General features: G+C 52.1%; 21 protein-coding genes and 1 riboswitch. Of the genes, 12 read left to right on the top strand and 9 right to left on the bottom strand.

Annotated elements, in window-relative coordinates:
* Positions 1-9: 9 nt before the first annotated feature.
* The 3 genes from BQ6873_RS11440 (at position 10) to BQ6873_RS18050 (ending at position 3,145) form a co-directional block, all read left to right on the top strand.
* On the top strand, positions 10-2,010 hold the full coding sequence (locus BQ6873_RS11440) for a two-partner secretion domain-containing protein (RefSeq protein ID WP_231949325.1): 2,001 nt from the start codon (positions 10-12) through the stop codon (positions 2,008-2,010).
* Positions 1,979-2,872: a FecR family protein gene (locus BQ6873_RS11435; protein ID WP_076592757.1), complete on the top strand. Its 894-nt coding sequence runs from the start codon at positions 1,979-1,981 to the stop codon at positions 2,870-2,872. The genes BQ6873_RS11440 and BQ6873_RS11435 overlap by 32 nt, the downstream gene beginning before the upstream one ends.
* Before the next feature lie 111 nt (positions 2,873-2,983).
* Positions 2,984-3,145, top strand: coding sequence for a hypothetical protein (locus BQ6873_RS18050; protein ID WP_157889157.1), 162 nt, complete (start codon positions 2,984-2,986; stop codon positions 3,143-3,145).
* Positions 3,146-3,229: 84 nt separating this feature from the next.
* Here the strand turns inward: BQ6873_RS18050 and BQ6873_RS11430 are convergent, their stop codons facing one another.
* Positions 3,230-3,790 carry a hypothetical protein gene (locus BQ6873_RS11430; protein ID WP_076592756.1) on the bottom strand — a complete coding sequence of 187 codons (561 nt, stop codon included), beginning with the start codon at positions 3,788-3,790 and terminating at the stop codon, positions 3,230-3,232.
* Positions 3,791-4,047: 257 nt separating this feature from the next.
* Positions 4,048-4,941, bottom strand: coding sequence for a LysR family transcriptional regulator (locus BQ6873_RS11425; RefSeq protein WP_076592755.1), 894 nt, complete (start codon positions 4,939-4,941; stop codon positions 4,048-4,050).
* Positions 4,942-5,095: 154 nt separating this feature from the next.
* Between BQ6873_RS11425 and BQ6873_RS11420 the strand changes: the two genes are divergently transcribed.
* From BQ6873_RS11420 to BQ6873_RS11375, 9 genes are all read left to right on the top strand, one after another.
* The gene (locus tag BQ6873_RS11420) at positions 5,096-6,145 is read left to right on the top strand and encodes an NAD(P)-dependent alcohol dehydrogenase (protein WP_197685202.1); all 1,050 of its coding nucleotides are present in this window, start codon (positions 5,096-5,098) and stop codon (positions 6,143-6,145) included.
* 68 nt (positions 6,146-6,213) lie between these two features.
* On the top strand, positions 6,214-6,612 hold the full coding sequence (locus BQ6873_RS11415; protein WP_076592753.1) for a (R)-mandelonitrile lyase: 399 nt from the start codon (positions 6,214-6,216) through the stop codon (positions 6,610-6,612).
* A 38-nt stretch (positions 6,613-6,650) separates the two neighbouring features.
* A complete protein-coding gene (locus tag BQ6873_RS11410; RefSeq protein ID WP_076592752.1) occupies positions 6,651-8,069 on the top strand; it encodes an MFS transporter in 1,419 nt (472 codons plus the stop codon).
* A gap of 416 nt (positions 8,070-8,485) precedes the next feature.
* Positions 8,486-11,698, top strand: a complete 3,213-nt coding sequence (locus tag BQ6873_RS11400; protein WP_076592750.1) for an efflux RND transporter permease subunit — start codon at positions 8,486-8,488, stop codon at positions 11,696-11,698.
* A 1-nt stretch (position 11,699) separates the two neighbouring features.
* Positions 11,700-12,950: an efflux RND transporter periplasmic adaptor subunit gene (locus BQ6873_RS11395; protein ID WP_083664453.1), complete on the top strand. Its 1,251-nt coding sequence runs from the start codon at positions 11,700-11,702 to the stop codon at positions 12,948-12,950.
* On the top strand, positions 12,950-14,377 hold the full coding sequence (locus tag BQ6873_RS11390; RefSeq protein ID WP_076592748.1) for an efflux transporter outer membrane subunit: 1,428 nt from the start codon (positions 12,950-12,952) through the stop codon (positions 14,375-14,377). Before BQ6873_RS11395 ends, BQ6873_RS11390 begins: the two co-directional genes overlap by 1 nt.
* 68 nt (positions 14,378-14,445) lie before the next feature.
* A complete protein-coding gene (locus tag BQ6873_RS11385) occupies positions 14,446-15,129 on the top strand; it encodes a heavy metal response regulator transcription factor (protein WP_076592747.1) in 684 nt (227 codons plus the stop codon).
* Positions 15,126-16,520, top strand: a complete 1,395-nt coding sequence (locus BQ6873_RS11380) for a heavy metal sensor histidine kinase (RefSeq protein WP_076592746.1) — start codon at positions 15,126-15,128, stop codon at positions 16,518-16,520. The genes BQ6873_RS11385 and BQ6873_RS11380 overlap by 4 nt, the downstream gene beginning before the upstream one ends.
* A 114-nt stretch (positions 16,521-16,634) precedes the next feature.
* A complete protein-coding gene (locus BQ6873_RS11375) occupies positions 16,635-16,853 on the top strand; it encodes a hypothetical protein (RefSeq protein WP_076592745.1) in 219 nt (72 codons plus the stop codon).
* A gap of 141 nt (positions 16,854-16,994) precedes the next feature.
* Here BQ6873_RS11375 and BQ6873_RS11370 read toward each other — a convergent pair whose 3' ends face one another.
* The 7 genes from BQ6873_RS11370 to BQ6873_RS11340 all read right to left on the bottom strand — a co-directional run bounded on the left by BQ6873_RS11370 (position 16,995) and on the right by BQ6873_RS11340 (position 24,190).
* Positions 16,995-17,219, bottom strand: a complete 225-nt coding sequence (locus BQ6873_RS11370; protein ID WP_076592744.1) for a hypothetical protein — start codon at positions 17,217-17,219, stop codon at positions 16,995-16,997.
* A 109-nt stretch (positions 17,220-17,328) separates the two neighbouring features.
* Positions 17,329-18,480, bottom strand: coding sequence for a DSD1 family PLP-dependent enzyme (locus BQ6873_RS11365; RefSeq protein WP_076592743.1), 1,152 nt, complete (start codon positions 18,478-18,480; stop codon positions 17,329-17,331).
* 34 nt (positions 18,481-18,514) lie between these two features.
* Complete coding sequence (locus BQ6873_RS11360; protein ID WP_076592742.1) at positions 18,515-19,249, bottom strand: amino acid ABC transporter ATP-binding protein; 735 nt, start codon at positions 19,247-19,249, stop codon at positions 18,515-18,517.
* The gene (locus tag BQ6873_RS11355; RefSeq protein WP_407928084.1) at positions 19,246-19,929 is read right to left on the bottom strand and encodes an ABC transporter permease subunit; all 684 of its coding nucleotides are present in this window, start codon (positions 19,927-19,929) and stop codon (positions 19,246-19,248) included. The genes BQ6873_RS11360 and BQ6873_RS11355 overlap by 4 nt, the downstream gene beginning before the upstream one ends.
* A 6-nt stretch (positions 19,930-19,935) precedes the next feature.
* Complete coding sequence (locus tag BQ6873_RS11350; protein WP_076592740.1) at positions 19,936-20,667, bottom strand: amino acid ABC transporter permease; 732 nt, start codon at positions 20,665-20,667, stop codon at positions 19,936-19,938.
* Positions 20,668-20,760: 93 nt separating this feature from the next.
* Positions 20,761-21,657 (bottom strand): glutamate/aspartate ABC transporter substrate-binding protein, encoded by an 897-nt coding sequence (locus BQ6873_RS11345; RefSeq protein WP_076592739.1) that lies wholly within the window; start codon positions 21,655-21,657, stop codon positions 20,761-20,763.
* 135 nt (positions 21,658-21,792) lie between these two features.
* Positions 21,793-21,897: riboswitch (glycine riboswitch) on the bottom strand.
* Between the two features lie 277 nt (positions 21,898-22,174).
* Positions 22,175-24,190, bottom strand: a complete 2,016-nt coding sequence (locus BQ6873_RS11340) for a methyl-accepting chemotaxis protein (protein ID WP_076592738.1) — start codon at positions 24,188-24,190, stop codon at positions 22,175-22,177.
* Between the last annotated feature and the right edge of the window lie 268 nt (positions 24,191-24,458).

The raw sequence follows: 24,458 nt of genomic DNA, 5'->3' as shown, positions 1-24,458 counted from the left end.
GGTGCCATGATGAAGAATTCTATGAATATGGCTTTGAAAAAATCAGCAACGTTGGTCTGGTCTATCCGTTGCGCCTTCTTGCCGCCTGTGCTGGCAGCGTGTCTGGGCGTAGCCGGTATCGGTAGTGCTGTAGCGAGTCCTGCTAATCCGACGGTAGTGAATGGGCAGGTGACCTTCTCGCAGAATGGCAATGTTTTTACGATTACGAACAGCCCGAGCGCGATCATCAACTGGGCCAGCTTCTCGATCAATGCGGGCGAGATGGTGCGTTTCCTCCAGCAAAACAGCAGTAGCAGTGTGTTGAACCGCATTACCGGTCAAGACCCGAGCCGCATCATGGGTGCGCTGGAATCGAATGGTCGCGTCTTCCTGATCAATCCGAACGGCATCATGTTTGGCGCTGGTTCGCAAGTGAATGTGGCTGGTCTGGTTGCATCGACGCTGGCGATTTCGAATAGTGACTTCCTCGCTGGTAAAAACAAATTCACCGCGGGTGATGTTGCCGGTGCTGTGAGTAATCTCGGCGCGATCACCACACCATCCGGTGGACAGGTGTATCTGATCGCGCCGGATGTTACTAATAGCGGCATCATCACTTCGCCTAAAGGTGATGTGGTGCTGGCTGCTGGACGTAGTGTGCAATTGGCGGATTCCAGTAATCCGGATATGCAGGTCGTCGTGTCTGCACCAACTGACAAGGCATTGAACCTGGGCGAAATCATTGCGCAAGGCGGCAAGATCGGTATTTATGGTGCCTTGATCAATCAGCGCGGCAAGCTCAATGCGAATAGCGCAGTGGTCGGAGAGAACGGCAAGATCATCTTGAAGGCAAGCGGCACGACGTTGTTGGAAGCGGGTAGTACGACGACAGCAACTGGTGCAGGTACCGGCGGTGAAGTGCAGGTGCTCGGTGAAAAGGTCGGTTTGATGGGCGATGCGCTGGTTGATGTGAGTGGGCAGACTGGTGGTGGTACCGCATTGATAGGCGGCGATTACCAGGGCAAGAATGCTACGGTGATGAATGCTGAGCAAGTCTTTGTCGGCAAGGATGCGACTATCAAGGCAGATGCGATTGCGCAAGGTAATGGCGGCAAGGTCGTCGTCTGGGGTAACCAGACTGCGCAGGCTTACGGCTCTATATTTGCACGTGGTGGTGCGGCGTGGGGTAATGGTGGCTTTATTGAAACATCGGGACTACAACATCTGGATGTGGCAGGGATACGTGTGAATGCCGGTGCAGCGAAAGGAAAAAGCGGTCAGTGGTTGCTCGATCCAGAGAACATTCGTGTTTCGGTGGGCGATAGTGTCACGCTGAATGACGTCGCTGCTTTTTCCAATCCCTCGCCTGGCGGTAGTGATACATCCTTCATTAATGCGTCAGTCATCTCTGCAGCGACTGCTAATGTAACTTTGCAGGCACGGAACGACATCACTTTTACACAAGCAATTGATATTACGGCGGCAGGTGTGGGACTTACGGCACAGGCGGGCAACGACATCATTGTCATTGCACCAATCAGGACGAACGGCGGAGCCATCGTTTTGTCGGCCAACGATAGCGGCGGCCAGGCGAGAGGAACCGGCCTGGTTCGCATCAGTGCAGATCAGCCGACAGGCGGACCTTTGACGATCCGAGACTCCATTACGCAAGCGCTGGTTAAGCCGCCATCGCCGGACATCTGCACCATCGCCCCTAACTCGGCCTTGTGCCAAGTCCTCTCACCGCCAACCGCCAGTGAACCAGTCAAACCGGTACAACAGGCAAGCAATGAAATTATCAGGGCGGTGACTCAATCCACGCCTAAGACTGATTTCGATCAGGTGGCTTTCCTCGATACGAAGAAGCAAGGCGATGGTTCATCAGGTGGATCGGGATCGTCAGCGTCCGCAAGTTCATCCACACCAGATGATAAAAAGTCCGATGACAAAAAGCCCGACACCAAAGAAGTTGCCTCCAATGACAAGAGTGGAACCAAAAATGAACCAGCTAAAAAACTGTATTGCAATTAAGTCTGTGCTGTTGCTGGCAGTCTTGTGTACAGCAACAGTGGTTCAGGCGGCAGGAGTCGGTATGGTCACGCACCTGAGTGGTCCTTTGCTGGCGAAGAAGGCAAATGGCAGCGTGCGCGTATTGGGCATGAAGTCGGCGGTTGAACCCGGCGATACTTTGTCGACCCAAGGCAAAAGTTACGCACAAATCAAATTCAGCGATGGCAGTGCGCTGATTCTGCAACCGGATACCGTGTTGACGATCGATAAGTTTTCGTATGACGCTGCCAAGCCATCGGCTGACAGTATTGCGTTCACTCTGGTGCAAGGCGGTGTACGTTCGAATGCGGGTTTGCTTGGCAAGCGTAGCAAGGATAGCGTGCAGATGGTGACGCCATCGGCGAACATCAGCATGCAGGCGGCGAATGTCGTCGTGCAATATGTGAAGCCGAATGAGGAAGCAGTTGCTGCAGCGCGTGAAGCTTACTTGTTGGCGAGTACGGCAGCGCTGGATCTTTCCATGCAAGTTACGCGCAGCGATATGCCTATGCCCTCAGCGATTCAACCTTTGCTGCTGGCGCAAATCAATATACCTTTGCCCACAGGGCTGAGGCCGACCGCTACTGGTTCAACGCCGCCACTGCCGCCGGGTTTGTATGTATCAGTGATCGATGGTTTGATTAATGTGGCGAATAAGGCCGGCATACAGAGTTTTGCCGCTGGTCAGTTTGGTTATACTCCCAACCCGATGCAGCCTCCTATTCTCGTGCCAAAAAATCCTAGTCTGCTGTTCTTGCCGCCCCCGGCATTTAGCCTACCTCCTTCGGTTACGGGAAGCAGTACGACGCCAAAATCCAATGCGGTTGATTGTGTGGTTCGTTAAACAATAGACTCTGACATGATGATTGATCATGTGGGGAATGATTTGCTGTGACTGTTGTCGTATAACTTGATGTCGCTCATTCTGAGCGATCAAGTTGATACAGTGAGTGCAATGAAACAATCTCAAAAATATTTCAGAATAGGCTTGGTTCTATTGTTACCCGCCCTGTTAGTTCTTGGTGGATGTGGCGGATATGCGCGTACGCCGAACAGTAGTTCAGGTGTCGATGCTTATGGCGTCATCGATATTGGTGTGCAACACGAAAGTCGCTAGGCTTTGTGCGGTATCCCCGGCTTCTTGCAAAAAGGCTTCCTCAGGAAGCCTTTTTATTTGTGCGTTGAATATAGCGGTCAGACATCAGACTGGATTGGCAATCCACCAATAACCAATCCCACTGCCATTGCGTAAAACGTAGCGCACATTGTTGACGAAGCGTTGCGGGAATTTACTGGTATCGCTGCTGCTGGCGACTTCCTTCATCATGTCAGTGACGAGTTCGGTACTTTTGTTTTGACTCAGTTTTGGATTGACTGTAGCGGCGACAACTTCCGATATTGCCAATACATTGCTACGGCTATCGGCTTGCGAGTTATCTTCTGCGACCAAGGCCGTGACGCTGGTGACGTGTCCGGTTTCCTTGGAGACAGCGGCGGTCAGCGATATCCCGCTGGAGAATGTTTGCTGAAAGTAATCGTGGGCGGAGCCGTGTTGCACATCTACTTTGTTGATTCTGAACGCTTGGCCGTAAGCGCGCGCGGCAGCGTTGAATGCAGTGGCAAATTGTTCTGGCGTTAATTCAAACGCAGCTTCCTTGCTGAAGCTGTTTTGTGTTTCTGTCATCGCTGCCGTTTTTGTCTCGACGGCTTGCCCGCAGGCGGCCAGACTCAACACCAGCAAGGTGCAAGCTAACTTCTTCATGTCTCCTCCAAAGTCATCGCGATAGCGCTGACTGTCTATGTCTGTTTGAATCTATTTTTTATTTTGTGTGCGGCCTCACCGGCTCCGCACTATTTGCAGATTACACCAATCGGATAGCGGATTTGCAGGTTTCTGTATGGGTGTTGTCGGTGGCCGACGTCTTGTAAGAAAGAGGTGGCTGGAGAAGATGTCTGCGATGCAATTTTTGGCATTTTTCAGATGCCGGATTTCGTCCGTGGTCGTGATCGGACGCTTGATTATTCCTGATAGCGCAAGGCATCAACTAGAAGTCTGAATGCCGGTGACGCTTGTCGGCGGCTTGGATAGTAAAGGTGATAGGCGGGAAAAGTCGGGCACCAGTCTTGGAGGACATAAGCAAGTTCACCGCTGGCAACGTAGGGCTCCACCATATCTTCCGGCAGATAAGCCAGGCCAAATCCGGCCAAGGCTGCTTTCATGATGGCGGTTCCTGTGTTGAATACCCACTGGCCATCCACATGCGCTTTCAAGGGCAGATTGTTTTTTTCAAACTCCCACACCAGCAGGCTGTCGTGAGTAGGCAAGCGTAGATTGATGCAACTATGTGCGGCCAGTTCTTGTGGCGTCTTCGGTGCTGCACGTTGCGCGAAGTAAGACGGCGCGCCAACCACGGCCATGCGTAGTTCCGGACTGATGCGTACGGCGATCATATCTTTTTCTACCTGATCGCCAAGACGCACGCCTGCATCGAATCGTTGCGCGACGATGTTAGTCATTCCATAGTCGAGATTGATTTCGACCTTGATGTCTGGGTAGTCCGCCAGGAGCTTGGACAGCTTGGGCCAAATAATATGGTTCGCAGCGTGTTCGGCCGTCGTGATGCGTATGGTGCCGGCAGGTTTGTCCCGCAGTTCGCTCAAGGCGGCGAGTTCTGCCTCGATTTCTTCGAAGCGCGGTCCTATATTCAATAGCAACCGTTCTCCTGCCTCGGTGGGAGAAACGCTCCGCGTGGTGCGGGTTAGCAGTCGCAGTCCCATTCGTGTCTCCAGCCCACGGATGGTGTGACTCAACGCAGATTGAGAAACGCCGAGTTGTGCGGCCGCTCTGGTAAAGCTTCCTTCGCGGGCTACCACCAGGAAAGCTTGCAGATCGTTGAAGTTTTCGCGTGCCATTGATGAGTTTAATTCATTAACCTATGCTGATTATAGGCTCTAATCAAGATAAAGCTTTCCCGTTACAGTATGGTTAGTAATCAAAGGCGTCTTAGTTGTATGAGGCCAGTGATATCCGGATCAACCAATTTTTGGAGATGAGGAAAACATGACTATGAACGTTCTGGGTTATGCGGCACAGTCCGCGCAGGAAGCTTTAGCCCCCTTCCGTTTTGATCGTCGTGATCTGCGTGCAGATGACGTTGCCATCGAGATTCTTTACTGCGGTGTGTGTCACTCGGATTTGCATAGTGCGCGCAATGATTGGGGCAACAGCATGTATCCGCTGGTGCCGGGACACGAAATCATAGGCCGTGTATTGAGCGTGGGTAAAGCTGTCACGCGCTTCAAAGCTGGCGACCATGTGGGCGTCGGTTGCATGGTGGATTCTTGCCAGCATTGCGATCCTTGCAAACAAGGACATGAACAGTACTGCGTTGAATTTCCTATCGTGACCTATAACGCTCACGACAAGCACGACCACACGCCTACTTACGGTGGTTATTCCGAGAAGATCGTGGTGTCGGATAAATTTGTATTGAAAGTGCCGGATGGCCTCGACTTGGCTGGCGCCGCGCCACTGCTGTGCGCCGGGATTACGACCTGGTCGCCTTTGCGTCACTGGAAGGTCGGCAAGAACAGCAAAGTCGCCATCATCGGCTTGGGTGGCTTGGGCCACATGGCATTAAAACTGGCAAGCGCACTGGGTGCTGACGTCACTTTATTCACGCGTTCAAAAGGCAAGGAAGACGACGCCACTCGTCTGGGTGCTAAGCATATTGTGCTGTCCAGCGATGACGCGCAAATGGCTGCGGTTCACGGCAAGTTCGACTTGATCATCGATACCGTGCCTTATGTGCACGACCTTAATCCCTACGTCACAACGCTGGCCATTAACGGCACGCTGGTTTTGGTTGGCTACTTAGGCGAGCTTGATCCCATGCTCAATACCGTTCCGATGATCATGGGACGCAAAGCAGTGGCTGGCTCCTTGATAGGTGGCATTGCAGAAACGCAGGAGATGCTGGATTTCTGCGGCAAGCACAACATCACCTCCGATATTGAAATGATCAATATGCAAGAGATCAACGATGCCTATGAACGCATGCTCAAGAGCGACGTGAAGTATCGCTTCGTCATCGATATCGCCACACTAAAAGCTTAAGCAAACAGTATTCATGAACATCACTTTGGCCGCGCATAGTGTGGGCCAGAAAGCAAAGGAAGCTCAAAATGGAAATCAAACGTAGCGGTTCACAAGCATCCGGCAAAGGTCCGGTTGAATATTTCACCGGCACCGTGCGTGTCGATCCACTGTTCACTGCACATGCTCCGGCGCGTGCTTTAGGCGTCAGCGTCACTTTTGAACCCGGTGCCCGGACTGCCTGGCATACGCATCCACTGGGACAAACGCTGATCGTCACTGTGGGCGCTGGCCTAGTTCAAAAACGCGGCAGTCCCATTCAGGAAATTCGACCAGGCGATGTGGTGTGGATTGCGCCGGGCGAAGAGCATTGGCATGGTGCGCAAGCGACGACGGCCATGACGCATATCGCGATACAGGAAGAACTCGAAGGAAAAACTGCCGACTGGCAGGGGCAAGTGCGTGAGCAGGAATATCTGGCGCACTAATTTTAGCGGCAGTGAGTAATGGAAAGCGGGAGCAAGTGATGACGGATGTTGAAATTAACAAGCAGCGAGAAATGGTGCTGATGATTGTTCTCGTCAGCTATCTGATGCTCATACTCGATATTTCTATCGTCATCACAGCACTGCCGAAGATACAGCGGGATCTTGGCTTCTCGTCGACCGGGCTTTCGTGGATACAGAACGCTTATATGCTTTCCTTCGGCGGCTTGTTGCTGTTGGGTGCACGTGCCGGCGATATCCTCGGGCGTCGTCGCATGTTTGTGAGCGGCTTGATGTTGTTCACCGCAGCATCACTTGCGATTGCTCTGGCACAGTCGCCTACATGGTTGCTGTGTGCACGCGCGATACAAGGTGTGGGTGCCGCGATACTTGCACCGTCGACATTGGCGCTATTGACGGCCAACTTCCCGGAAGGTCCACAGCGTACGCGTGCGATTAGTCTGTATGGTGCGACCGCTGGTGTAGGGGCCAGTATCGGCCTGGTATTAGGTGGCATTATTGCGGACTGGTTGTCCTGGCGTGTCGGCTTCTTTATCAATCTTCCCATCGGCATCGCCTTGATCTTAGGTGCGCTACGCTATATTAAAGAGACCGAGCGTCACTCAGGACAGTTCGATCTGCTGGGTGCGATTAGTTCGACGCTGGGCATGAGCACGCTGGTGTATGGTTTGGTGCGTTCGGCTAGTAGCGGTTGGCACGATACGTTGACGCTCGCTGCTTTGACGACTGGCGTCCTGTTTATCGTTTTACTGGTCTGGAACGAGTCGCGGGTGCAACATCCGATCATGCCGTTGCGCTTGTTCGCCAGTCGTGAACGAACTGGGGCTTATGCGGCGCGCGTTCTCTTCCTTGGTGCGATGGTCGGCTTCTGGTTTTTTACGACGCAGTTCATGCAAGGCGTGCTGGGATTTAGCCCGTTTGAAGCTGGCTTGGCTTTTCTGCCAACGACCTTGCCTAATTTCGCAGCAGCAATGGCGGTACCGATGTTGATTAGACGATTTGGCAATGGACGTGTTCTTGCCGGCGGATTGGCTGTGTCATTGATCGGTATGGCTTGGCTCAGTCAAGTATCGGTGCATACATCCTATTTAACCGGCGTCGCTCTACCCATGATTTTGATTGGTATCGGTCAAGGTGGCGCACTCAGTCCGTTGACTGTTGCCGGTATCGCGGGTGTTTCTGCAGCAGATGCTGGCGCGGCATCGGGGCTGGTGAATGTGGCGCATCAATTGGGTGGCTCGTTTGGGCTAGCCATCCTCGTTGTGGTGTTTGCGGCGGCAGGTTCCAGCGAGTTGTCTGCGGCAAGTTCGCTGGCACATCAAATTGCGGCGTCATTTACCGCTGGTGTCGTGATGTTGGCAATGGCACTGGCTGTCGTCCTGTGGTTGATTGTGTGGCCGGGGATGTCGAGGAAGTCGGAGTCACGTTTGGCACACTAGGTCCGAATTCTGCTTGGGCTAGCAATGGGTTTGCAGGCTGAGCAGATTCAGCGCAGCTAACTTCTTCATGTTTGTTCTAGCCATCGTTTTATGCGATGGCTTTTGTTGTTTGGCTTCAGTATTTTCCGCTTTCTGTCTGAGTGATATCGGTAAAGGCTGCTTATGCAAAGAAGCTTTCTTTATAGAAATATTTTGCCGCCAAGAGCGTAGAATCGCTGCCTCGTCATTGCTGATGCACGAACCGGAGAAAACTGACAAATTTGTCATTTCCCGGTAAGCAACAAGACATGGATGGCACGGTATATTCATTAACTTGCGGGCTTTTTATTCAAAGCGCTCGCTGTTTTGCCTAACGAGGATGCGGCTCTCGGTGGTACTGCCTCTGTTGTATCTAATACAAGAACGGAAATTACTCGATGTGGATAGTCAAAATCGCCTTGCGGCGACCGTATACCTTCCTTGTGATGGCGCTGCTGATTTTTCTGGCGACGCCGATTGCATTGACACGCATGGCGACCGATATTCTTCCGGATATCGACATCCCGGTCATCAGCATCATCTGGAATTACAACGGTTTGTCCGCACAGGAGATGGGGCAGCGCATCACCGGTATTAATGAACGCGTGTTGACGACGACCGTCAACGACATCGAACATATTGAATCGCAAACGTTGGCCGGCGTGGCCGTGATCAAGGTCTTCTTCCAACCGAACGCGAATATCCAGACTGCGATTGCGCAGGTGGGTTCGGTATCACAAGCAATTTTGCGTCAAATGCCGCCTGGCATTACGCCGCCTCTGGTCATCAAGTATTCCGCTTCCAGTATTCCAGTCATGCAGCTCGGTTTGTCCAGCCCGACGATGTCGGAACAGGGTTTGTTCGATCTCGCCTTGAATGCGGTACGGACCAAGTTGGTAACGATACCCGGCGTCGCAATTCCTTATCCTTATGGCGGCAAAAGCCGTGTCGTTTCGGTTGATCTGGATGCGCAGGCTTTGCAATCCAAGGGTTTGTCACCGATTGATGTTGTCAATGCCATTAATACGCAGAATTTGATTTTGCCGGGCGGCACCGCCAAGTTTGGCTCGACAGAATTTACCGTCAGCATGAACGGTTCACCGCGTGCGCTCGATGAATTGAACGATTTGCCGGTGCGCACTCTGAATGGCGCCACCACGTATTTGGGTGAAGTGGCGCATGTGCGCGACGGCTTTACACCGCAAACCAATATCGCGCGACAGGACGGTCAGCGCGGCGTGCTGTTGTCGCTGCTGAAGAATGGTGGCGCTTCCACGCTGGCGATTGTCGATAACGTGCGCGCTGCATTGGCCGACATCATTCCGGGTTTGCCTGATGATGTGAAAGTGACGGCGCTGTTCGATCAATCGGTCTTCGTTAAGGCGGCGATCAGTGGCGTGATGCATGAAGGTTTGATTGCAGCTTGTTTGACGGCAGCGATGATTTTGCTCTTCCTCGGTAACTGGCGCACGACTTGCATCATTGCGATTTCGATTCCTTTGTCAGTGCTGTCGTCCATTCTTGCTTTGCATGCACTGGGCGAGACGATCAACATCATGACGCTGGGTGGCCTTGCGCTTGCGGTCGGGATCTTGGTCGATGATGCAACGGTGACGATCGAGAATATCGAACGTTATCTGCATCTAGGCCACGATCTGGAAACGGCGGTGCTGGAAGGTGCCGGCGAGATCGCGATCCCGACGCTGGTAGCAACGCTGTGTATCTGTATCGTGTTCGTGCCGATGTTCTTCCTTACAGGCGTGGCACGCTACTTGTTCGTGCCGCTGGCGGAAGCGGTGATGTTCGCGATGATTGCGTCTTACATACTGTCGCGTACCTTGATCCCGACTTTGGTCATCCTGTTCATGCGTAAATCGCATGGCACTGGTCCGGATGCGGATGCACAACAAACCGGCAAGCCGAGTTTGCTGCAACGTACGTACAAAAGTTTCGATGCGCGTTTCGAGCGTATGCGCCGCGGTTATATTCTGGTGCTCAGTGCATTGCTGCCACGTCGTCGCTTTTACGCTTCGATTTTTCTTGGATTTACCGTATTGTCGAGCGGCCTTTATTTCACCTTGGGACAGGATTTCTTCCCGAGCGTGGATGCCGGTTTGATCCGTCTGCATTTCCGCGCGCCGACTGGTACACGGATAGAAGAGACGGCGCGTCTGGCTGATCAGATCGAAGCCGTGATACGTGAAAAAATTCCAGCCAATGAATTGGAAACCATACTCGACAATCTTGGTTTGCCGTATAGCGGTATAAATCTGTCGTACAGCAATGCCGGCACGATAGGTACGCTCGATGGCGAAATCCAGATCGCGCTGAAGAAAGACCATGCGCCGACGAACAAGTACGTCGAGCAATTGCGTGCAGAGTTGCCGGCGCGTTTCCCTGGCATAGAATTTTTCTTCCAGCCGGCTGATGTGGTGACGCAGATCCTCAACTTTGGTTTGCCGGCGGCGATCGATGTGCAATTCGCCGGTAACAACATCAAGGAAAATTATCGCCTCGCCACGCAATTGCAGAATGCCGTGAAGCAGATCCCTGGTGCAGTGGATGTACACATACAGCAGCGTATCGATCAACCAACGATGAAGTTGATGATGGATAGAAGCCGCTTGCAGCAGATGGGATTGAGCGCGAGCAATGTCGCACAGAATGTCTTGATCCCGTTATCCGGCAGTTCGCAGACGGCACCGTCGTTCTGGCTCAATCCGAATAACGGCATTCCATACAGCATCAGTGTGCAGACGCCACAGTACAAAATCGATTCCATCGATGCACTGATGCAGATACCGGTCAGTGCCGGCGGCGCAAACGCGCAGACGCAATTGCTGAGTAATCTGGTGGATGTCTCATCTGGTCGTGAACAAGCCGTCATCTCACGTTACAACATTGAACCGGTGATCGACTTGTACGTCAGCGTCAACGGTCGCGATCTTGGCTCGGTTGCGAAAGATGTAGAGAAAGCGATAGAGCCGATACGCGCACAATTGCCTAAAGGTTCGAAGATCACGATGCGCGGTCAGGTGGAAACAATGAAGTCTTCCTTCGTCGGTCTGGCCATAGGTTTGGCGATGGCGATCGTGTTGGTATATCTGCTGATCGTGGTCAACTTCCAGTCGTGGATAGATCCGTTCATCATCATTACTGCACTACCGGGTGCATTGGCCGGTATTGCATGGATGCTTTTCCTCACCGGTACTACACTGAGTGTGCCGGCGCTTACGGGTGCGATCATGACGGTGGGTGTAGCGACGGCGAATAGTATTTTGATGGTGTCATTTGCGCGGCAGCGTTTGCTCGCGGGTGAGCCGCCATTGTCGGCAGCACTGGAAGCCGGTGCGACGCGTTTGCGTCCGGTCTTGATGACGGCGCTGGCGATGATTATCGGTATGTTGCCGATGGCGCTCGGCTTCGGTGAAGGTGGCGAACAGAATGCACCGCTGGGTCGCGCCACTATCGGTGGTTTGCTGTTCGCGACTGTATCCACTTTATTCTTTGTACCGCTGGTATTTGCCGGCGTTCATCAATTCCTGGCGCAGCGTGCAGCCAAAAAAGGTTTGCCGCCGCCCCACACTGCCGTACTCGAAGGAAAGAACTGATATGACTGAAGAACGCCACGCCAATATTGGCATCCAGGGTTTGCAGGCACACGGAGCTGCGCGCGGTATCCATCGCCTGCGCTTGCTCGGTCGCGTGCAGAAATTTGCTTTACTGATCGTTTGTGTGCTCATCATCGGTGCGGCCATCGTCATTGGCTTGCGTTTCGCCAAGGCGAGTGAGTTGGCGGATGTCTCCAAGCAGCAAGCGATGCGCTACGTGACAGTAGTGAATCCGCGTGACGCTGCTGCAGATAATCTGTTACGTTTGCCTGGTACCTTGCAAGGCGCCATCGAAGCACCGATCTACGCACGCACCAATGGTTACGTCACACGTTGGGTCAAGGACATCGGTGATCCGGTCAAGCGTGGCGATTTGCTGGCGCTGATTGATACGCCGGAAGTGGCGCAGCAATTGAACGAAGCGAAAGCCACACAGGCACAAGCCGTCACCAATCTGCAATTGGCGAAGAGCACCTTCGAACGTTGGGATGCCTTGCGCAAACGCGATGCGGTATCGCAACAGGATCTGGATGAGAAGCGTAATACTCTTGCCGTTGCCGTTGCGGCAGATAATTCTGCCAAGGCGACGGTACAGCGCTTGCAAGATCAGCTTGGTTATAGCCGCGTCATCGCACCATTCGATGGTATCGTCACGCGCCGCAATATCGATATTGGTACCTTGATCGATGCCGGTGGTGGTGCCCGCGTATTGTTCACGATGGCGAAAAGCGATCCCTTGCGCGTTCATATCTACGTGCCGCAAGGTTATTCCACACAGATCAAGACTGGCGACAAGGTTGGTATCACCTTGACTGAAATTCCAGGCAAGGTGTTTGAAGGCAGTATTGCACGTACTGCCGGTGCAATCGATACGCTGACACGCACTTTGCAAGTTGTCGTCGATTTGCCTAACCCTAACGGCGAGCTGTTGCCCGGCGCGTATGTACAAGTTGCTGTCAAAGCGAACGGCAGTGGCACCGGAGCATTGACGATACCGAGCAATGCCTTGCTGTTCCGTCCGGAAGGAACGCGCGTGGCAATTGTTAACGATGGCAAGGTGCATTTGCAGCCGGTCGTGATAGGTCGCGAATTGGGTGTGGATGTCGAGTTGGCTAGTGGTGTAAAAGCGCAGGATAAATTGATCATCAATCCATCCGATTCCTTGAGCGAAGGCGATGCGGTCAGCGTGATCGTGCCGAAGGACGCCAAGCCTGCAAGCGGCAATACTGCACCCAAGGGGAAAGCATCGTGATGCTGCGTCGTGCCCCTGCTTCTGCATTACTGCTGACGCTGTTGGCCTTGGGTGGTTGTGCAGTCGGTCCCGATTATAAAAAACCGGATGCACCGATTGCGCAAGCATGGAAGGCCGAGCCAGGTTGGCAAGCCGGTAATCCACGCGATGGCGAATTGAAGGGCGCGTGGTGGGAAGTTTTCAGCGATCCTGAATTGAATGCCTTGCAGGACCAGGCGCTGAAGAATGGTCAGACCATGGTCATCGCGCAAGCGCGTGTCGATCAGGCGCGTGCACAAGCCAATGTCGCCAATAGTGCTTTCTTCCCTAAAGTGGGTGTGCAGGCCGGTACAACGCGTAATCGCACCTCAGCCGATAGGCCGTTGACGAATCCTGCGACGCAGAACGTATCCATCATTCAGAACGACTTCAACGCCAGCTTCAACGTCAATTACGAACTGGATTTGTTCGGACGTGTGCGTAGACAGGCCGAAGGTGCAAGCGCCAGTGCGGAACAAGCGCAAACTGATTTTGAAAATACGCGCCTCATTCTGACGGCGGAACTGGCTGCCGATTATCTGGCTTTGCGTCAGAGCGATAGTGAAATCGATTTGCTGCAACAAACGCTGGGTGCGCAAACCAAGGCGCTCAATTACATTAGCACCTTGCATGAGTTAGGCGCGGTATCTGGTCTGGATTTGAATCAACAACAAGGATTGACTGCGGCGACACAAACGCAACTGACCTTGCTGGAAGATCAGCGTGCGCGTTATCAAACCGCGATTGCAACACTAGTCGGTGTGCCGGCACCAGATTTCAATTTGCCAGTCAATTTGAAATTGGTTGTAGTGCCTAAGATTCCATTGACGGCACCAGCAGCCTTGCTGGAACGTCGTCCCGACATCGCTGCTGCTGAACGCGCGATGGCTGCGGCCAATGCGCAAATCGGTTTGGCACGCAGCGCATTCTTCCCATCGCTGGGTTTGTCTGGATTGGTGGGCAGCGATGCGAATCAACTCAGCAATCTGTTCAGTGCGCCAGCATTGTTGTGGGCAATCGGCGTGAGTGCATCACAGAATATTTTTGATGGTGGTCGCATCAGCGCCAATGTTGATTTTGCGAAAGCGGGTTATCAGCAATCGGTCGCTACTTATAGGCAAAGTGTGCTGACGGCATTCCAGGAAGTGCAAGATGGTTTGAGTGGCGACGTAGCATTGGAACGTGCAGCAGGCTCAGCCAAGATTGCAGCCGATAGTGCAGATCGTTCTCTCGGTTTATCGATGGATCGCTATCAGCATGGAATCACGACGAATCTGGAAGTGGTGATTGCGCAGCAAACCTTCCTCAACTATCGTCGTCAGGAAGTGCAGTTGCATGGACAGCGCTTGCTCAATACCGTACGTCTAGTCAAAGCACTGGGTGGTGGTTGGCACGCAGCGCATGAATAAATTTTTTACTCGGCTTTACTGATGCCGCTCGTTACGATTTATCTATCGACTCGGGAAATGGTGATGGCATGAAAATCCTGCTGGTTGAAGATGAGGTAAAGACAGTCGCCTACCTGCAGCGCGGATTGACTGAGCAAGGCTATGCAGTTGATGTCGCGAGTAACGGTATCGATGGCCAGCATCTGGCATTGACCGGTGACTACGATGCCATCGTGCTCGACATCATGTTGCCGGGCCGTGATGGTATCGAGGTCTTGCAGGCTTTGCGACTGCACAAGAGTACGCCGGTCATCATGCTGACTGCGCGTGGTGAAGTTGATCATCGCATTCATGGCTTGCAGAGTGGTGCCGATGATTACTTGGTCAAACCGTTTTCCTTTCTTGAATTGCTGGCACGCTTGCAGGCACTGAGCCGCCGCGGTCGTCCACAGGAGTCGACACATATTCGTATTGCCGATCTGCATATAGATTTGATGGCAAGACGCGCAATGCGCGGTACGCGTCGACTTGATCTTACGGCCAAGGAGTTCGCCTTGCTGGCAGCGTTGGCGCGGCATCGCGGTCAAGTTTTGTCGAAAACCGTCATCGTCGAAATGGTGTGGGACGTCAACTTCGACAGCAATACCAATGTGGTTGAAGTTGCGATCAAGCGTCTGCGCGCCAAGCTGGATGAGCCGTCTGACATCAAATTGCTGCACACGATACGTGGCATGGGTTATCTATTGGAAGAACGTAACGAGGCTGGCGTATGAGCGCGAAACTATCCGTCAATACACATTCGATTGCACGCCGCCTTGCCTTGATGTTCGCGGTGGCGGCGACGCTGGTGTTTTCCATCACCGGTTATGCCTTGTATCAATTCCAGTGCATAGAATTGCGTCGGCATCAGTTGCAGGAGTTGAATACGCGTTTCGATTTTGTAGAAAACATCATCGTCAAGCGCATCAACAACGCGCATAGATGGACGTTGCTGGAAGAAAAAATGGTCGACCTCGTGCCGCAGGATGGCAGCGTTGTTTACCTGGTTGAAAGCAAGGATCCGCAGTATCGACTTGGTACGCCATTTGCCGCAGATGCGCAGGTCAGCAATGAAGGCAATCGCATGCGTCGTATCGAGACGGCGACGCGTACTTATCTGACGATCAGCGGCGAAGTTGCTGCATACGAAGACAGGCCGGCCGTGTTGTTGACGGTGGGTATGGATGCCAGCGCTTTTGATACAACTGCGCGTGCGATTAATGCGGGATTGGTATTTGCCTTTTTCTTCTGTGTCGTTGCCGTTGCGGGTCTGGGTTGGTGGATTGCGCGGCGCGGCTTGGCGGCAGTCGATGAGCTATCGCGTCACGCGGAAAAATTGAGTCCGCTGAATCTGGCCGAACGTTTGCCAGCGCGTAATCTGCCGAGCGAACTCAATGGTTTGGTGTTGTCGTTCAACGGTGCGCTGGATCGTGTTGAGCAGGCGTATGTGCAATTGTCGACATTCAATGCAGATGTGGCGCATGAGTTGCGTACACCGCTAGGTAATCTGATTGGTCAGACGCAGGTGATCTTGTCGCGTGAGCGTTCGGCAGAAGAATTGACGGAAGTCTTGCAATCCAATCTGGAAGAACTGGAGCGCTTGCGCACTATCATCAACGACATGCTCTTCCTGGCGCAAGCTGATCGCGGTATGCGTGCCGATAATTTGAAACTGACATCGATAGCGGCAGAAGTAGCCAAGAGCGCAGAGTTCCTCGATATGCTGGTCGAAGATGCCGGCGTGTCCTTGGTGATAGATGGCGATGCTGATGCGTGCATAGACCGTTCGCTGTTCGGTCGTGCCATTACCAATCTCTTGTATAACGCGATCCAGCATTGCGATCGCAATTCAACGATACGCATACACATTGAAAAAACCGCTACCGATGTGGTGATTAATGTCAGCAATCAAGGTGTACCGATCGCTTCACATCATCTGGATCGTTTATTCGACCGTTTTTATCGCGTCGATTCGGCGCGTACCGATAGCGGCAACAGTCACGGCCTCGGCTTGGCGATTGTTCAGGCAATTGCCCTGATGCATGGTGGTACGGTGTTTGCCGCCAGCAATGCGAATGTGACGACGATAGGATTTACCGTGGCGGATGGTTCTGCATCAGCCTAGTAAAGCAATAGTGAACATTTCTGCAACGTAAATGGGCATCAGTTTGATCCAAATGGCATACAACATTATGGTCGCAGCGTAGAATAATGGCAGCCATAGTTGAAGAGGATCAAAATGAAAAAAGTGGAGTTGGAGCACATACAGATAGTCTGGTATCAGGATTCCATTTCTGGTGAAACTGCCTCGGCAGGTTTCCAGGGGAAGACGCAGAACTTCTGGGTGCATCTGGAATACTTCCCGCGTGAAGTGACGGAAGCGTATTTGATGGATGAAGGTGAAGCTAGACCGCATCCGAAAGACCATTGGGCCTATGCGCGCGGGATACTGGTTTAAGTACTGACGACAAGAAATAGTTTTTCTTGTTCAACAAGCAAAACTACAGCTGCGTAGTTTTAATTCTAGTGTGTGTCCTTAATTCCGATATCACTCTTCCCGTCTTTCATACGCAATTATGACGGGAAGAATGTTCGCGAATTACTTCGGAAATATCTCGAAGGCTTCGCCTACTTTCAAGGCAACCAGATCATAGAGCGAGTGACGCGGTTCAGGCCCGGCGCGTTCGAATCCTTCCACCGTATCCGGCTCTACACCTTCCGGCGGTGGCACGAACTGCATCCAGTCTTCGTAGCCGGGATGATCTTTCAGATTGCGATTGAGTTCGTCCAGAAACTCTTGCTTGCTCAGCTTTTTCACAGCCATGGCGACCTCCTTGAAGTATGGTTCATCTTAGCACGCTGAGTTACGCAGTGCTTTGCATCTATGCGTAAGGTCAGCGCGCTGATGAATTTCTACAGAGTATCGCCAGATGTTAAAACAAAGCGCCACGCGCCGATACTGGCCACGCATGTTCTACTGTTTTTCCGCGAAATGCGATGAGCCAATCATGCAGATTGACTGTAGGATCGCAATGACTGGGAATCAATCTGACTTTGTCACCGACGTGCAATGGTGTGGCAGTATCGTCGGGGATGATCACTGTATGTTCATCCGACAATGTTTTGACCGACCATCCTGCTAATTGAATACGTGGCAATCCTTGATCGACAGCAAATGCCTTCAAGCCGCCATCCAGCACTGCATGGCCAGCTTGCACACTGATCACTGTGCATAAACCGAACAGAGCATGTTGCAAAGGCGTGCTGCCTTCTTCCAGCTTGTTCGCTGCGTAATCGGTATCCATTAATACATACGAGCCTGGTTGCACTTCGGTGTACAAGGTAGAACTCGCTTCATGCATATAGGTACCGGTGCCACCGCCGGTAATCGTAGTGCACGCGAAGCCTGCTGCTTCCAGTTCCTGCACGATGCCGCGTACTTTTTCCACTGCGCTAGTAACGGCGGCGGCACGCTCTTGCGGTTGACGCATGTGTTGCGCCGAACCACGGAAGGCATGTATGCCGACGAAGCGTAGATGCGGATGATATTGCTGGATGGTGCGTGCGAGATCGATTGCTTCAAACGCATTGGCTACGCCGCAACGGCCATGACCGATATCGACTTCAACTAATACGTCAATATGTGTGCCTTCTTTTACTACGGCGTCGCCGAGTTGCTCGACCTGAATCGGATGATCGACACAAACACCAATGTGTGCTCGACCGGCCAGTGCAGCCAGACGATCAACCTTGCGCATGCCGACAATTTGATTCGTGATCAGTACATCTTGTATGCCTGCATCGACGAAGACTTCTGCTTCGCTTACCTTCTGACAACAGATGCCATGGGCACCAGCTTCGATTTGTTTATGCGCAATGGCGGGACTTTTGTGTGCCTTGCCATGTGGACGCACCTGCAACCCTGCTTGCAGGATGCGTGTATGTACGCGCGCCAGATTGTCTTCAAATGCATCGAGATCGACTAACAACGCTGGCGTATCCACGCTATCGAGAAGATCACCTGTTGCAGCCGGTGCAGCTTGAATATTTGATGTGAAGGTGGAAGATAAATCGTTGTGACTCATGTGTTCCCTTAAGGTGCAGAATGAATACAGAGAATTAATGCGCAAGAATATTGGAGAGGAATTGTTGGGCGCGTTCCGAGCGGGCTTCCAGATTGCCGAAAAAATCTTCCTTGCTGCAATCTTCGACGATGCTGCCCTTATCCATGAAGATGATGCGATCCGCTACTTTACGGGCAAATCCCATTTCATGTGTGACACACATCATGGTCATGCCTTCTTGTGCGAGTTCCACCATGACATCCAGCACTTCATTCACCATTTCCGGATCGAGTGCTGAAGTCGGTTCATCGAACAGCATGCAGATCGGGTCCATTGACAAGGCGCGTGCAATTGCCACGCGTTGTTGTTGTCCGCCGGATAGTTGTCCTGGATATTTATCAGCCTGCGTTTTCAAACCAACGCGTTCCAGATACAACATGCCTTTTTCCATCGCCTCTTCCTTGCTGCGTCGCAAGACATGTATTTGCGCGAGCGTCAGATTTTCACGAATGGATAGATGTGGAAACAATTCAAAGTTCTGGAACACCATGCCGACGCGCGAGCGCAGCTTGGGCAAGTCGGTGCCGTGTGCATTGACCGAGATGCCATCGACCATGATCTTGCCGGTGGTGATGGGTTCCAGGCCGTTGACGGTTTTGATCAGAGTTGATTTTCCCGAACCGGATGGACCGCAGACGACGACTACATCGCCTTTGGCAATCTGCGTCGAGCAATCGGTTAATACTTGAAAATTGCCATACCACTTCGATACGCGATAAATATCGATCATGATTTTTTTGCTCCTGATAAGCGCTTGACCAGCATGGACGCGGTGAAGCAAATAATGAAATAAGTTGCGCCGGCTACCAGCATCATTTCTTCGACGCGACCATCGCGTTCACCTATACCTTCGGCACTAGTGAAGAAATCTGCGAGCGAGATGATGTAGACCAGCGAAGTGTCTTGAAACAGAATGATCAATTGCATCAAGAGCAGCGGCAACATATTGCGGAATGCCTGCGGCAAGATGACCAGACGCATCGCTTGCATAGGACGCATACCCAATGCGTAGGAAACGGCGAGCTGCCCTTTTGATACGCTTTGTATGCCGGCACGCATGATCTCTGCGTAATAAGCGGACTCGAACAAGGCGAAGCCAATCAGTGCAGACAACATGCGTGTATCCATCGTCTGCGGTACCCAGAACAAACTTTTGAGCAACTGCGGCACCACCAGATAGAAACCCAGCAAGACCATCGCCAAAGGCATGGAGCGAAAGAAGTTGACGTAAGCCGCAGAGAATAGCGATAGCACGCGGAAGCGCGACAGCCGCATCATTGCCAATAGCGTGCCCCATATCAAGCCGACGACCAGTGCAGTGCCAGCTACCTTTAGGGACACCAGCATGCCTTCGACCAACACGCTGATGGCTTCCGGCGTGAGGATACTAAAATCCAGACCAAGCATGATGTCTCCTTAATTTCCTGCAGTGCCGGGAATGCGCATGCGCTTCTCCAGCAAATGCATCGCCAGCATGACGGTCAGGTTGATGATGAAGTAGCACACGATGACGGCAATGAAGGATTCATAAGCGCGTGCGGTGTAATCATTTAATTGCCGTGTGCGGGCAAACAGATCGATCACGCCTATCGTTGCTGCGATGGATGAGTTTTTGAAAATACTCAGCATCTCCGACGTCATGGGCGGCAGGATCACACGGTAAGCGATAGGCAGCAGCACGTAGCGATAGGTTTGCGGCGTGGTAAATCCCATTGCCAGCGCCGCATTACGCAAACCACGCGGTACCGATTGAATGCCGGAATACACTTGTTCGCATACGCGTGCTGCGGTGAAAAATCCCAGGCCTAATGTTGCTGTCACGAATGCCGTCGTGGCCGGTGGTTGAGAGAACAACCATGCACGCCAAGTCTCAGGCAGAAATTTTGGTACGAGGTAATACCACAGGAACAATTGCACAATCAGCGGCACGTTGCGTACCACTTCCACATAAGCCGTCGCGATGAAGGATAGAAAGCGATGGTTGGCGGTGCGCATAACGCCGAGAATGGAACCCAGTACGAAGGCGAGTATCCAACCCAACACGCCCATCTTGATGGTGGTCCAGAAGCCGGACAGCAGCCAGTCAAAATAAGTTTCGCGTCCATTGGCCGATTCGAGAAAAATTCCCCAATACCAGTCATAAGTCATGATGTTTCCTTAGCTGTTACTTTTGATACAGGCGTTGCAAAGCCGGGCGACGCATACGACATGCCGCCCTCCCTATGCATGCGTTTGACTTGCTTATTGAATGGCTTTGTCGTTCGGATGGGCGTACAGATTTTTCACGTCATCCGACACCGGATAGCTGAGTTGCAACTGGCGTGGAGGAATAGGATTCTCAAACCATTTTTTATAGATAGGCATGATCTGGCCGGACTTCATCAAATCGGCAACTACGCCATCAACTAATTTCTTGAATGGGGCATCGTCTTTGCGCATCATGCAGCCATAAGCTTCGCGCGATTGCGGTGTGCCGACGACATGCCATTTTTCTGGATTCTTGGATTTGGCGCGTTCGCCGTAAAGAATGGCATCGTCCATCATGAAGGCCACCGCTCGCCCGCTATCGACAGATAAAAATGCCTGCCCGTTTTCCTTGGCAGCGATGATGTTCATGCCCAGATTTTTTTCGTCATTGACCTTGTTGAGCAAACGTTCCGAGGTGGTGCCTGCAGTGGTGGAAACATTCTTGCCTTTCAGATCAGCGAAATCCTTGATGCCGGAATCTTTGGCGGTCAGCAGACGTGTGCCGATGATGAAGATGCTGTTGGAGAAGGCAACCTGCTTCTGACGATCTTCGGTATTGGTGGTGGTGGAACATTCCAGATCGAGCGTGCCGTTCTGCATCAATGCAATACGATTCTGCGCGGTGAAAGGCATGATGCGGAATTGCAGATTCGGCATCTTCAATTCGGTTTTCAGATGATCGACTATCTTCATCATGATGTCGACTGAATAGCCGACGAATTGCGAACCTTCCAGGTTGTAGCTGAATGGGGCGGTAGATTCGCGCGCACCCAGCGTGATCATGCCGGTGTCCTTGATTTTTTTGAGCGTACCTGTGAGCTCCTGGGCATGCACGACACCTGCGAACAGACCGGCGGAAAGGATTAAAGCGAGGCTATTAACAATTTTCATTTGATCATCCTGAAAGTGAACAAGGACGCAAGCGGTCTCGGCGGAATCATCGTGACGATGCCGCGCAGAATAAATGGTTTGCTACGGATAGGGCCGAGACGTGACATGCAGGGATTACTTGCGTCAAATAATTAGCCGCCCCGCTGTCCTATTTACCTGAGAGTTTCGCGAGCATTGCTCGCTTTCCCCTTCGGTGGGTTGCGTACCAACTATTCGCAACCTCTCTCCAGATCGGCCAAATTACGCCGCAGTTGTTGTTGCCTGAGTGATTATGGGGATGCACCTTCGGCGGGGGAAAACCCCTCTCTCCTGCGGAGTAATACCGATACAGCAATTGTTGTGCCACGGAGGATGCACAATCTTGGTGAATGAATGGATTGCTTATTTTTTAAGCAAGCTCTTATTCATATTGTGCCGAGAGTAGATGACTGCGATATGGCGTATCGGGGGAAAAATAATGGCGCCGATTTTCCTGTTGGATGGAAAACGGCGCCATGTATTGCGTCAGTGATATTTTTTATGCAGCTTCTTTTTCGATACGCTTGTGGTGAGTGTTTGCCTTATCTGTTCCGAGCCGCAGAGTATTTTTCTCTGTCGAAATTTGTTTGCGCCCTGGCTTGACCTGCTGCGTCGCACCTACTTCTTTATAGACACCGCAACCGATAATCAAATCCTGATACTTGTCGAGATACATGGATTTGGCTTCCATCTGTTTCGAGATGGGATTGAGGAACATGTAATCCTGCCAGCCCTTGCCGTGGTTCTTGATGATGGAGAGGCGTTCCTGAATGAACAGATTGCCGGCACCATCTTTGGCATTGATCAAATCCTTGCCTATCAAGGCCGGGTTGGCACCGTGCGCCAGATTCTTGCCGTGCATATCGTAGACCACGACGTATAGATCGCGGTCGCAGAATGGACCGAGCTTGTTATTGATCTCGGCGAAGGTTTCTGTCTTGCCGTTTGCATGCAGGGATGCAATCGCGCGCATGACCATCTCGCTTGCTTCTTCCATCGTGCCGTGGCTGCCATTCTTGATCTTGAAGACGTCGACGACATTATTCAATTCTGTCGTTTGGTTTTGTAGCGCTTCTGCAGCAGCAGCAGCTTGTTCAACCAGCGCGGCATTCTGCTGCGTTACTTGATCCATTTGTGCGATGGCTTGGTTGACTTGTTCTATGCCTATGCTTTGCTCGCGGCTGGCAGAACTGATTTCACTCATGATGTTGTCGACGCGCTGAATGCTGGTGACAACTTCATTCATGGTGGCACCGGCATGCGCGACCAGCTTGCTGCCGCTTTGTACTTTGCTGACTGAGTCTTCGATCAGGGATTTGATTTCACGTGCAGCAGCTGAACTGCGTTGCGCCAGACTGCGGACTTCTCCTGCAACGACGGCAAAGCCGCGTCCTTGTTCGCCTGCGCGTGCGGCTTCGACAGCTGCATTCAATGCCAGGATGTTGGTCTGAAAGGCGATGCTGTCGATGACGCTGATGATGTCTACAATCTTCTTCGATGATTGATTGATCGAGTCCATCGTGTTGACGACTTCTGCTACGACGTTGCCGCCTTTGACTGCTACTTCAGATGCGGTGCGCGCCAACTGATTAGCTTGTTCTGCATTGGCTGCGTTTTCTTTCACGGTCGAGGTCATCTCTTCCATCGCTGATGCAGTTTCTTCCAGTGAGCTGGCTTGTTGCTCGGTACGCGATGAGAGATCCAGATTGCCGGCGGCGATTTCATTGGTTGCTGTCGATAAGGTTTTAGTACCGTTACGAATATTCCATACGACGTTGGCCAGTCCTTGACCAATGCCGTTGATTGCATTCAGCAGATGGCCGACTTCATCCGAACGATTGGTTTGCAGCCTGACAGTGAGGTCGCCAGTAGAGAGCTTGCGTGCCGCTTGTGTTGCTTGTGCAAGAGGAGTGATCAGCATCTTGCGTATGGTTACGTATAACAGCGCCGCCAAAATCAGTGCAGCAGCCAGTGCCGCAACAGCGAAAATATTGCGCAACATGCCGGCGTCCTGCGAGAACTCATAGGCATAGGTATCGCCGACGACTACCCAATTTTTATCTTTTGCATAGGTGAATGCGGCTATGCGTTCAGCTGATTGTGCGTCGGGGCGATAGCGGATGAGGCCTTCTTTCTTGCTCAGGATGTCTTTGATGAATTCGCGGCCATCGCTGGCTTTGCTTGCCAGAATGTTTTGTCCTTCCTTGTTCGCTGCGATAACCAATTTGCCGTAGTCTTTGCCTTGATTCGCATCGAGTACATAGTAGCTTCCGGTCTGGCCGACTTTAAGCGATAGCAGCTTGCTCTTGATGAGTGCAGTATCGTTGGTCATGCCGAGTATCAACTGGCTCTTCGCATTGACCTCTTCAGCTGCGCGTTGCTCCAGCACATCGGCTGTCGCGTGCTCGCTGATCCATACAAATGCACCGAAGACCACAGCAATGAGTAAAAAGGATATGGCGGAAAGTTTTACACCGACACCACGCTTGGCTATATAACGCTTAAGGCTGTTCATTTCTTACTTCCATCCATGATGAAGTTGTACGAAAACTATAACTAGCGGTCATTCCTGATGGAAACATCATAACTGTATATCTGACGATTTCTACAGGAATCAAAATTGCTGCATTGCACGATGTTGTGTGCAGACAGCAGCATCTCATTCCATCCAAATTGCAGTCGAACATTAAAATCAACTGATTCAAACAGTTAGCCTGTAATGTTTCGGAACAGGAAGAGGTTGATGAAAACCCTATATATTTGTTATCGGCGACATTTTTAAA

This window comes from Herminiimonas arsenitoxidans, assembly GCF_900130075.1.
In the GTDB taxonomy this organism is placed as follows: domain Bacteria; phylum Pseudomonadota; class Gammaproteobacteria; order Burkholderiales; family Burkholderiaceae_D; genus Oxalicibacterium; species Oxalicibacterium arsenitoxidans.
Note: the sequence above shows the minus strand (reverse complement) of the source record. Positions and strands in the feature narration are given on the sequence as shown.

Excerpts from the sequence above, each read along its gene's own strand:
- BQ6873_RS11365 (WP_076592743.1), bottom strand. The coding sequence starts at position 18,480 with ATGAGTCACAACGATTTATCTTCCACCTTCACATCAAATATTCAAGCT.
- BQ6873_RS11435 (WP_076592757.1), top strand. The coding sequence starts at position 1,979 with ATGAACCAGCTAAAAAACTGTATTGCAATTAAGTCTGTGCTGTTGCTG.
- BQ6873_RS11410 (WP_076592752.1), top strand. The coding sequence starts at position 6,651 with ATGACGGATGTTGAAATTAACAAGCAGCGAGAAATGGTGCTGATGATT.
- BQ6873_RS11430 (WP_076592756.1), bottom strand. The coding sequence starts at position 3,790 with ATGAAGAAGTTAGCTTGCACCTTGCTGGTGTTGAGTCTGGCCGCCTGC.
- BQ6873_RS11425 (WP_076592755.1), bottom strand. The coding sequence starts at position 4,941 with ATGGCACGCGAAAACTTCAACGATCTGCAAGCTTTCCTGGTGGTAGCC.
- BQ6873_RS11420 (WP_197685202.1), top strand. The coding sequence starts at position 5,096 with ATGAACGTTCTGGGTTATGCGGCACAGTCCGCGCAGGAAGCTTTAGCC.
- BQ6873_RS11350 (WP_076592740.1), bottom strand. The coding sequence starts at position 20,667 with ATGACTTATGACTGGTATTGGGGAATTTTTCTCGAATCGGCCAATGGA.
- BQ6873_RS11385 (WP_076592747.1), top strand. The coding sequence starts at position 14,446 with ATGAAAATCCTGCTGGTTGAAGATGAGGTAAAGACAGTCGCCTACCTG.
- BQ6873_RS18050 (WP_157889157.1), top strand. The coding sequence starts at position 2,984 with ATGAAACAATCTCAAAAATATTTCAGAATAGGCTTGGTTCTATTGTTA.
- BQ6873_RS11345 (WP_076592739.1), bottom strand. The coding sequence starts at position 21,657 with ATGAAAATTGTTAATAGCCTCGCTTTAATCCTTTCCGCCGGTCTGTTC.
- BQ6873_RS11360 (WP_076592742.1), bottom strand. The coding sequence starts at position 19,249 with ATGATCGATATTTATCGCGTATCGAAGTGGTATGGCAATTTTCAAGTA.
- BQ6873_RS11415 (WP_076592753.1), top strand. The coding sequence starts at position 6,214 with ATGGAAATCAAACGTAGCGGTTCACAAGCATCCGGCAAAGGTCCGGTT.
- BQ6873_RS11370 (WP_076592744.1), bottom strand. The coding sequence starts at position 17,219 with ATGGCTGTGAAAAAGCTGAGCAAGCAAGAGTTTCTGGACGAACTCAAT.
- BQ6873_RS11440 (WP_231949325.1), top strand. The coding sequence starts at position 10 with ATGAAGAATTCTATGAATATGGCTTTGAAAAAATCAGCAACGTTGGTC.
- BQ6873_RS11340 (WP_076592738.1), bottom strand. The coding sequence starts at position 24,190 with ATGAACAGCCTTAAGCGTTATATAGCCAAGCGTGGTGTCGGTGTAAAA.
- BQ6873_RS11390 (WP_076592748.1), top strand. The coding sequence starts at position 12,950 with ATGCTGCGTCGTGCCCCTGCTTCTGCATTACTGCTGACGCTGTTGGCC.
- BQ6873_RS11395 (WP_083664453.1), top strand. The coding sequence starts at position 11,700 with ATGACTGAAGAACGCCACGCCAATATTGGCATCCAGGGTTTGCAGGCA.
- BQ6873_RS11375 (WP_076592745.1), top strand. The coding sequence starts at position 16,635 with ATGAAAAAAGTGGAGTTGGAGCACATACAGATAGTCTGGTATCAGGAT.
- BQ6873_RS11380 (WP_076592746.1), top strand. The coding sequence starts at position 15,126 with ATGAGCGCGAAACTATCCGTCAATACACATTCGATTGCACGCCGCCTT.
- BQ6873_RS11400 (WP_076592750.1), top strand. The coding sequence starts at position 8,486 with ATGTGGATAGTCAAAATCGCCTTGCGGCGACCGTATACCTTCCTTGTG.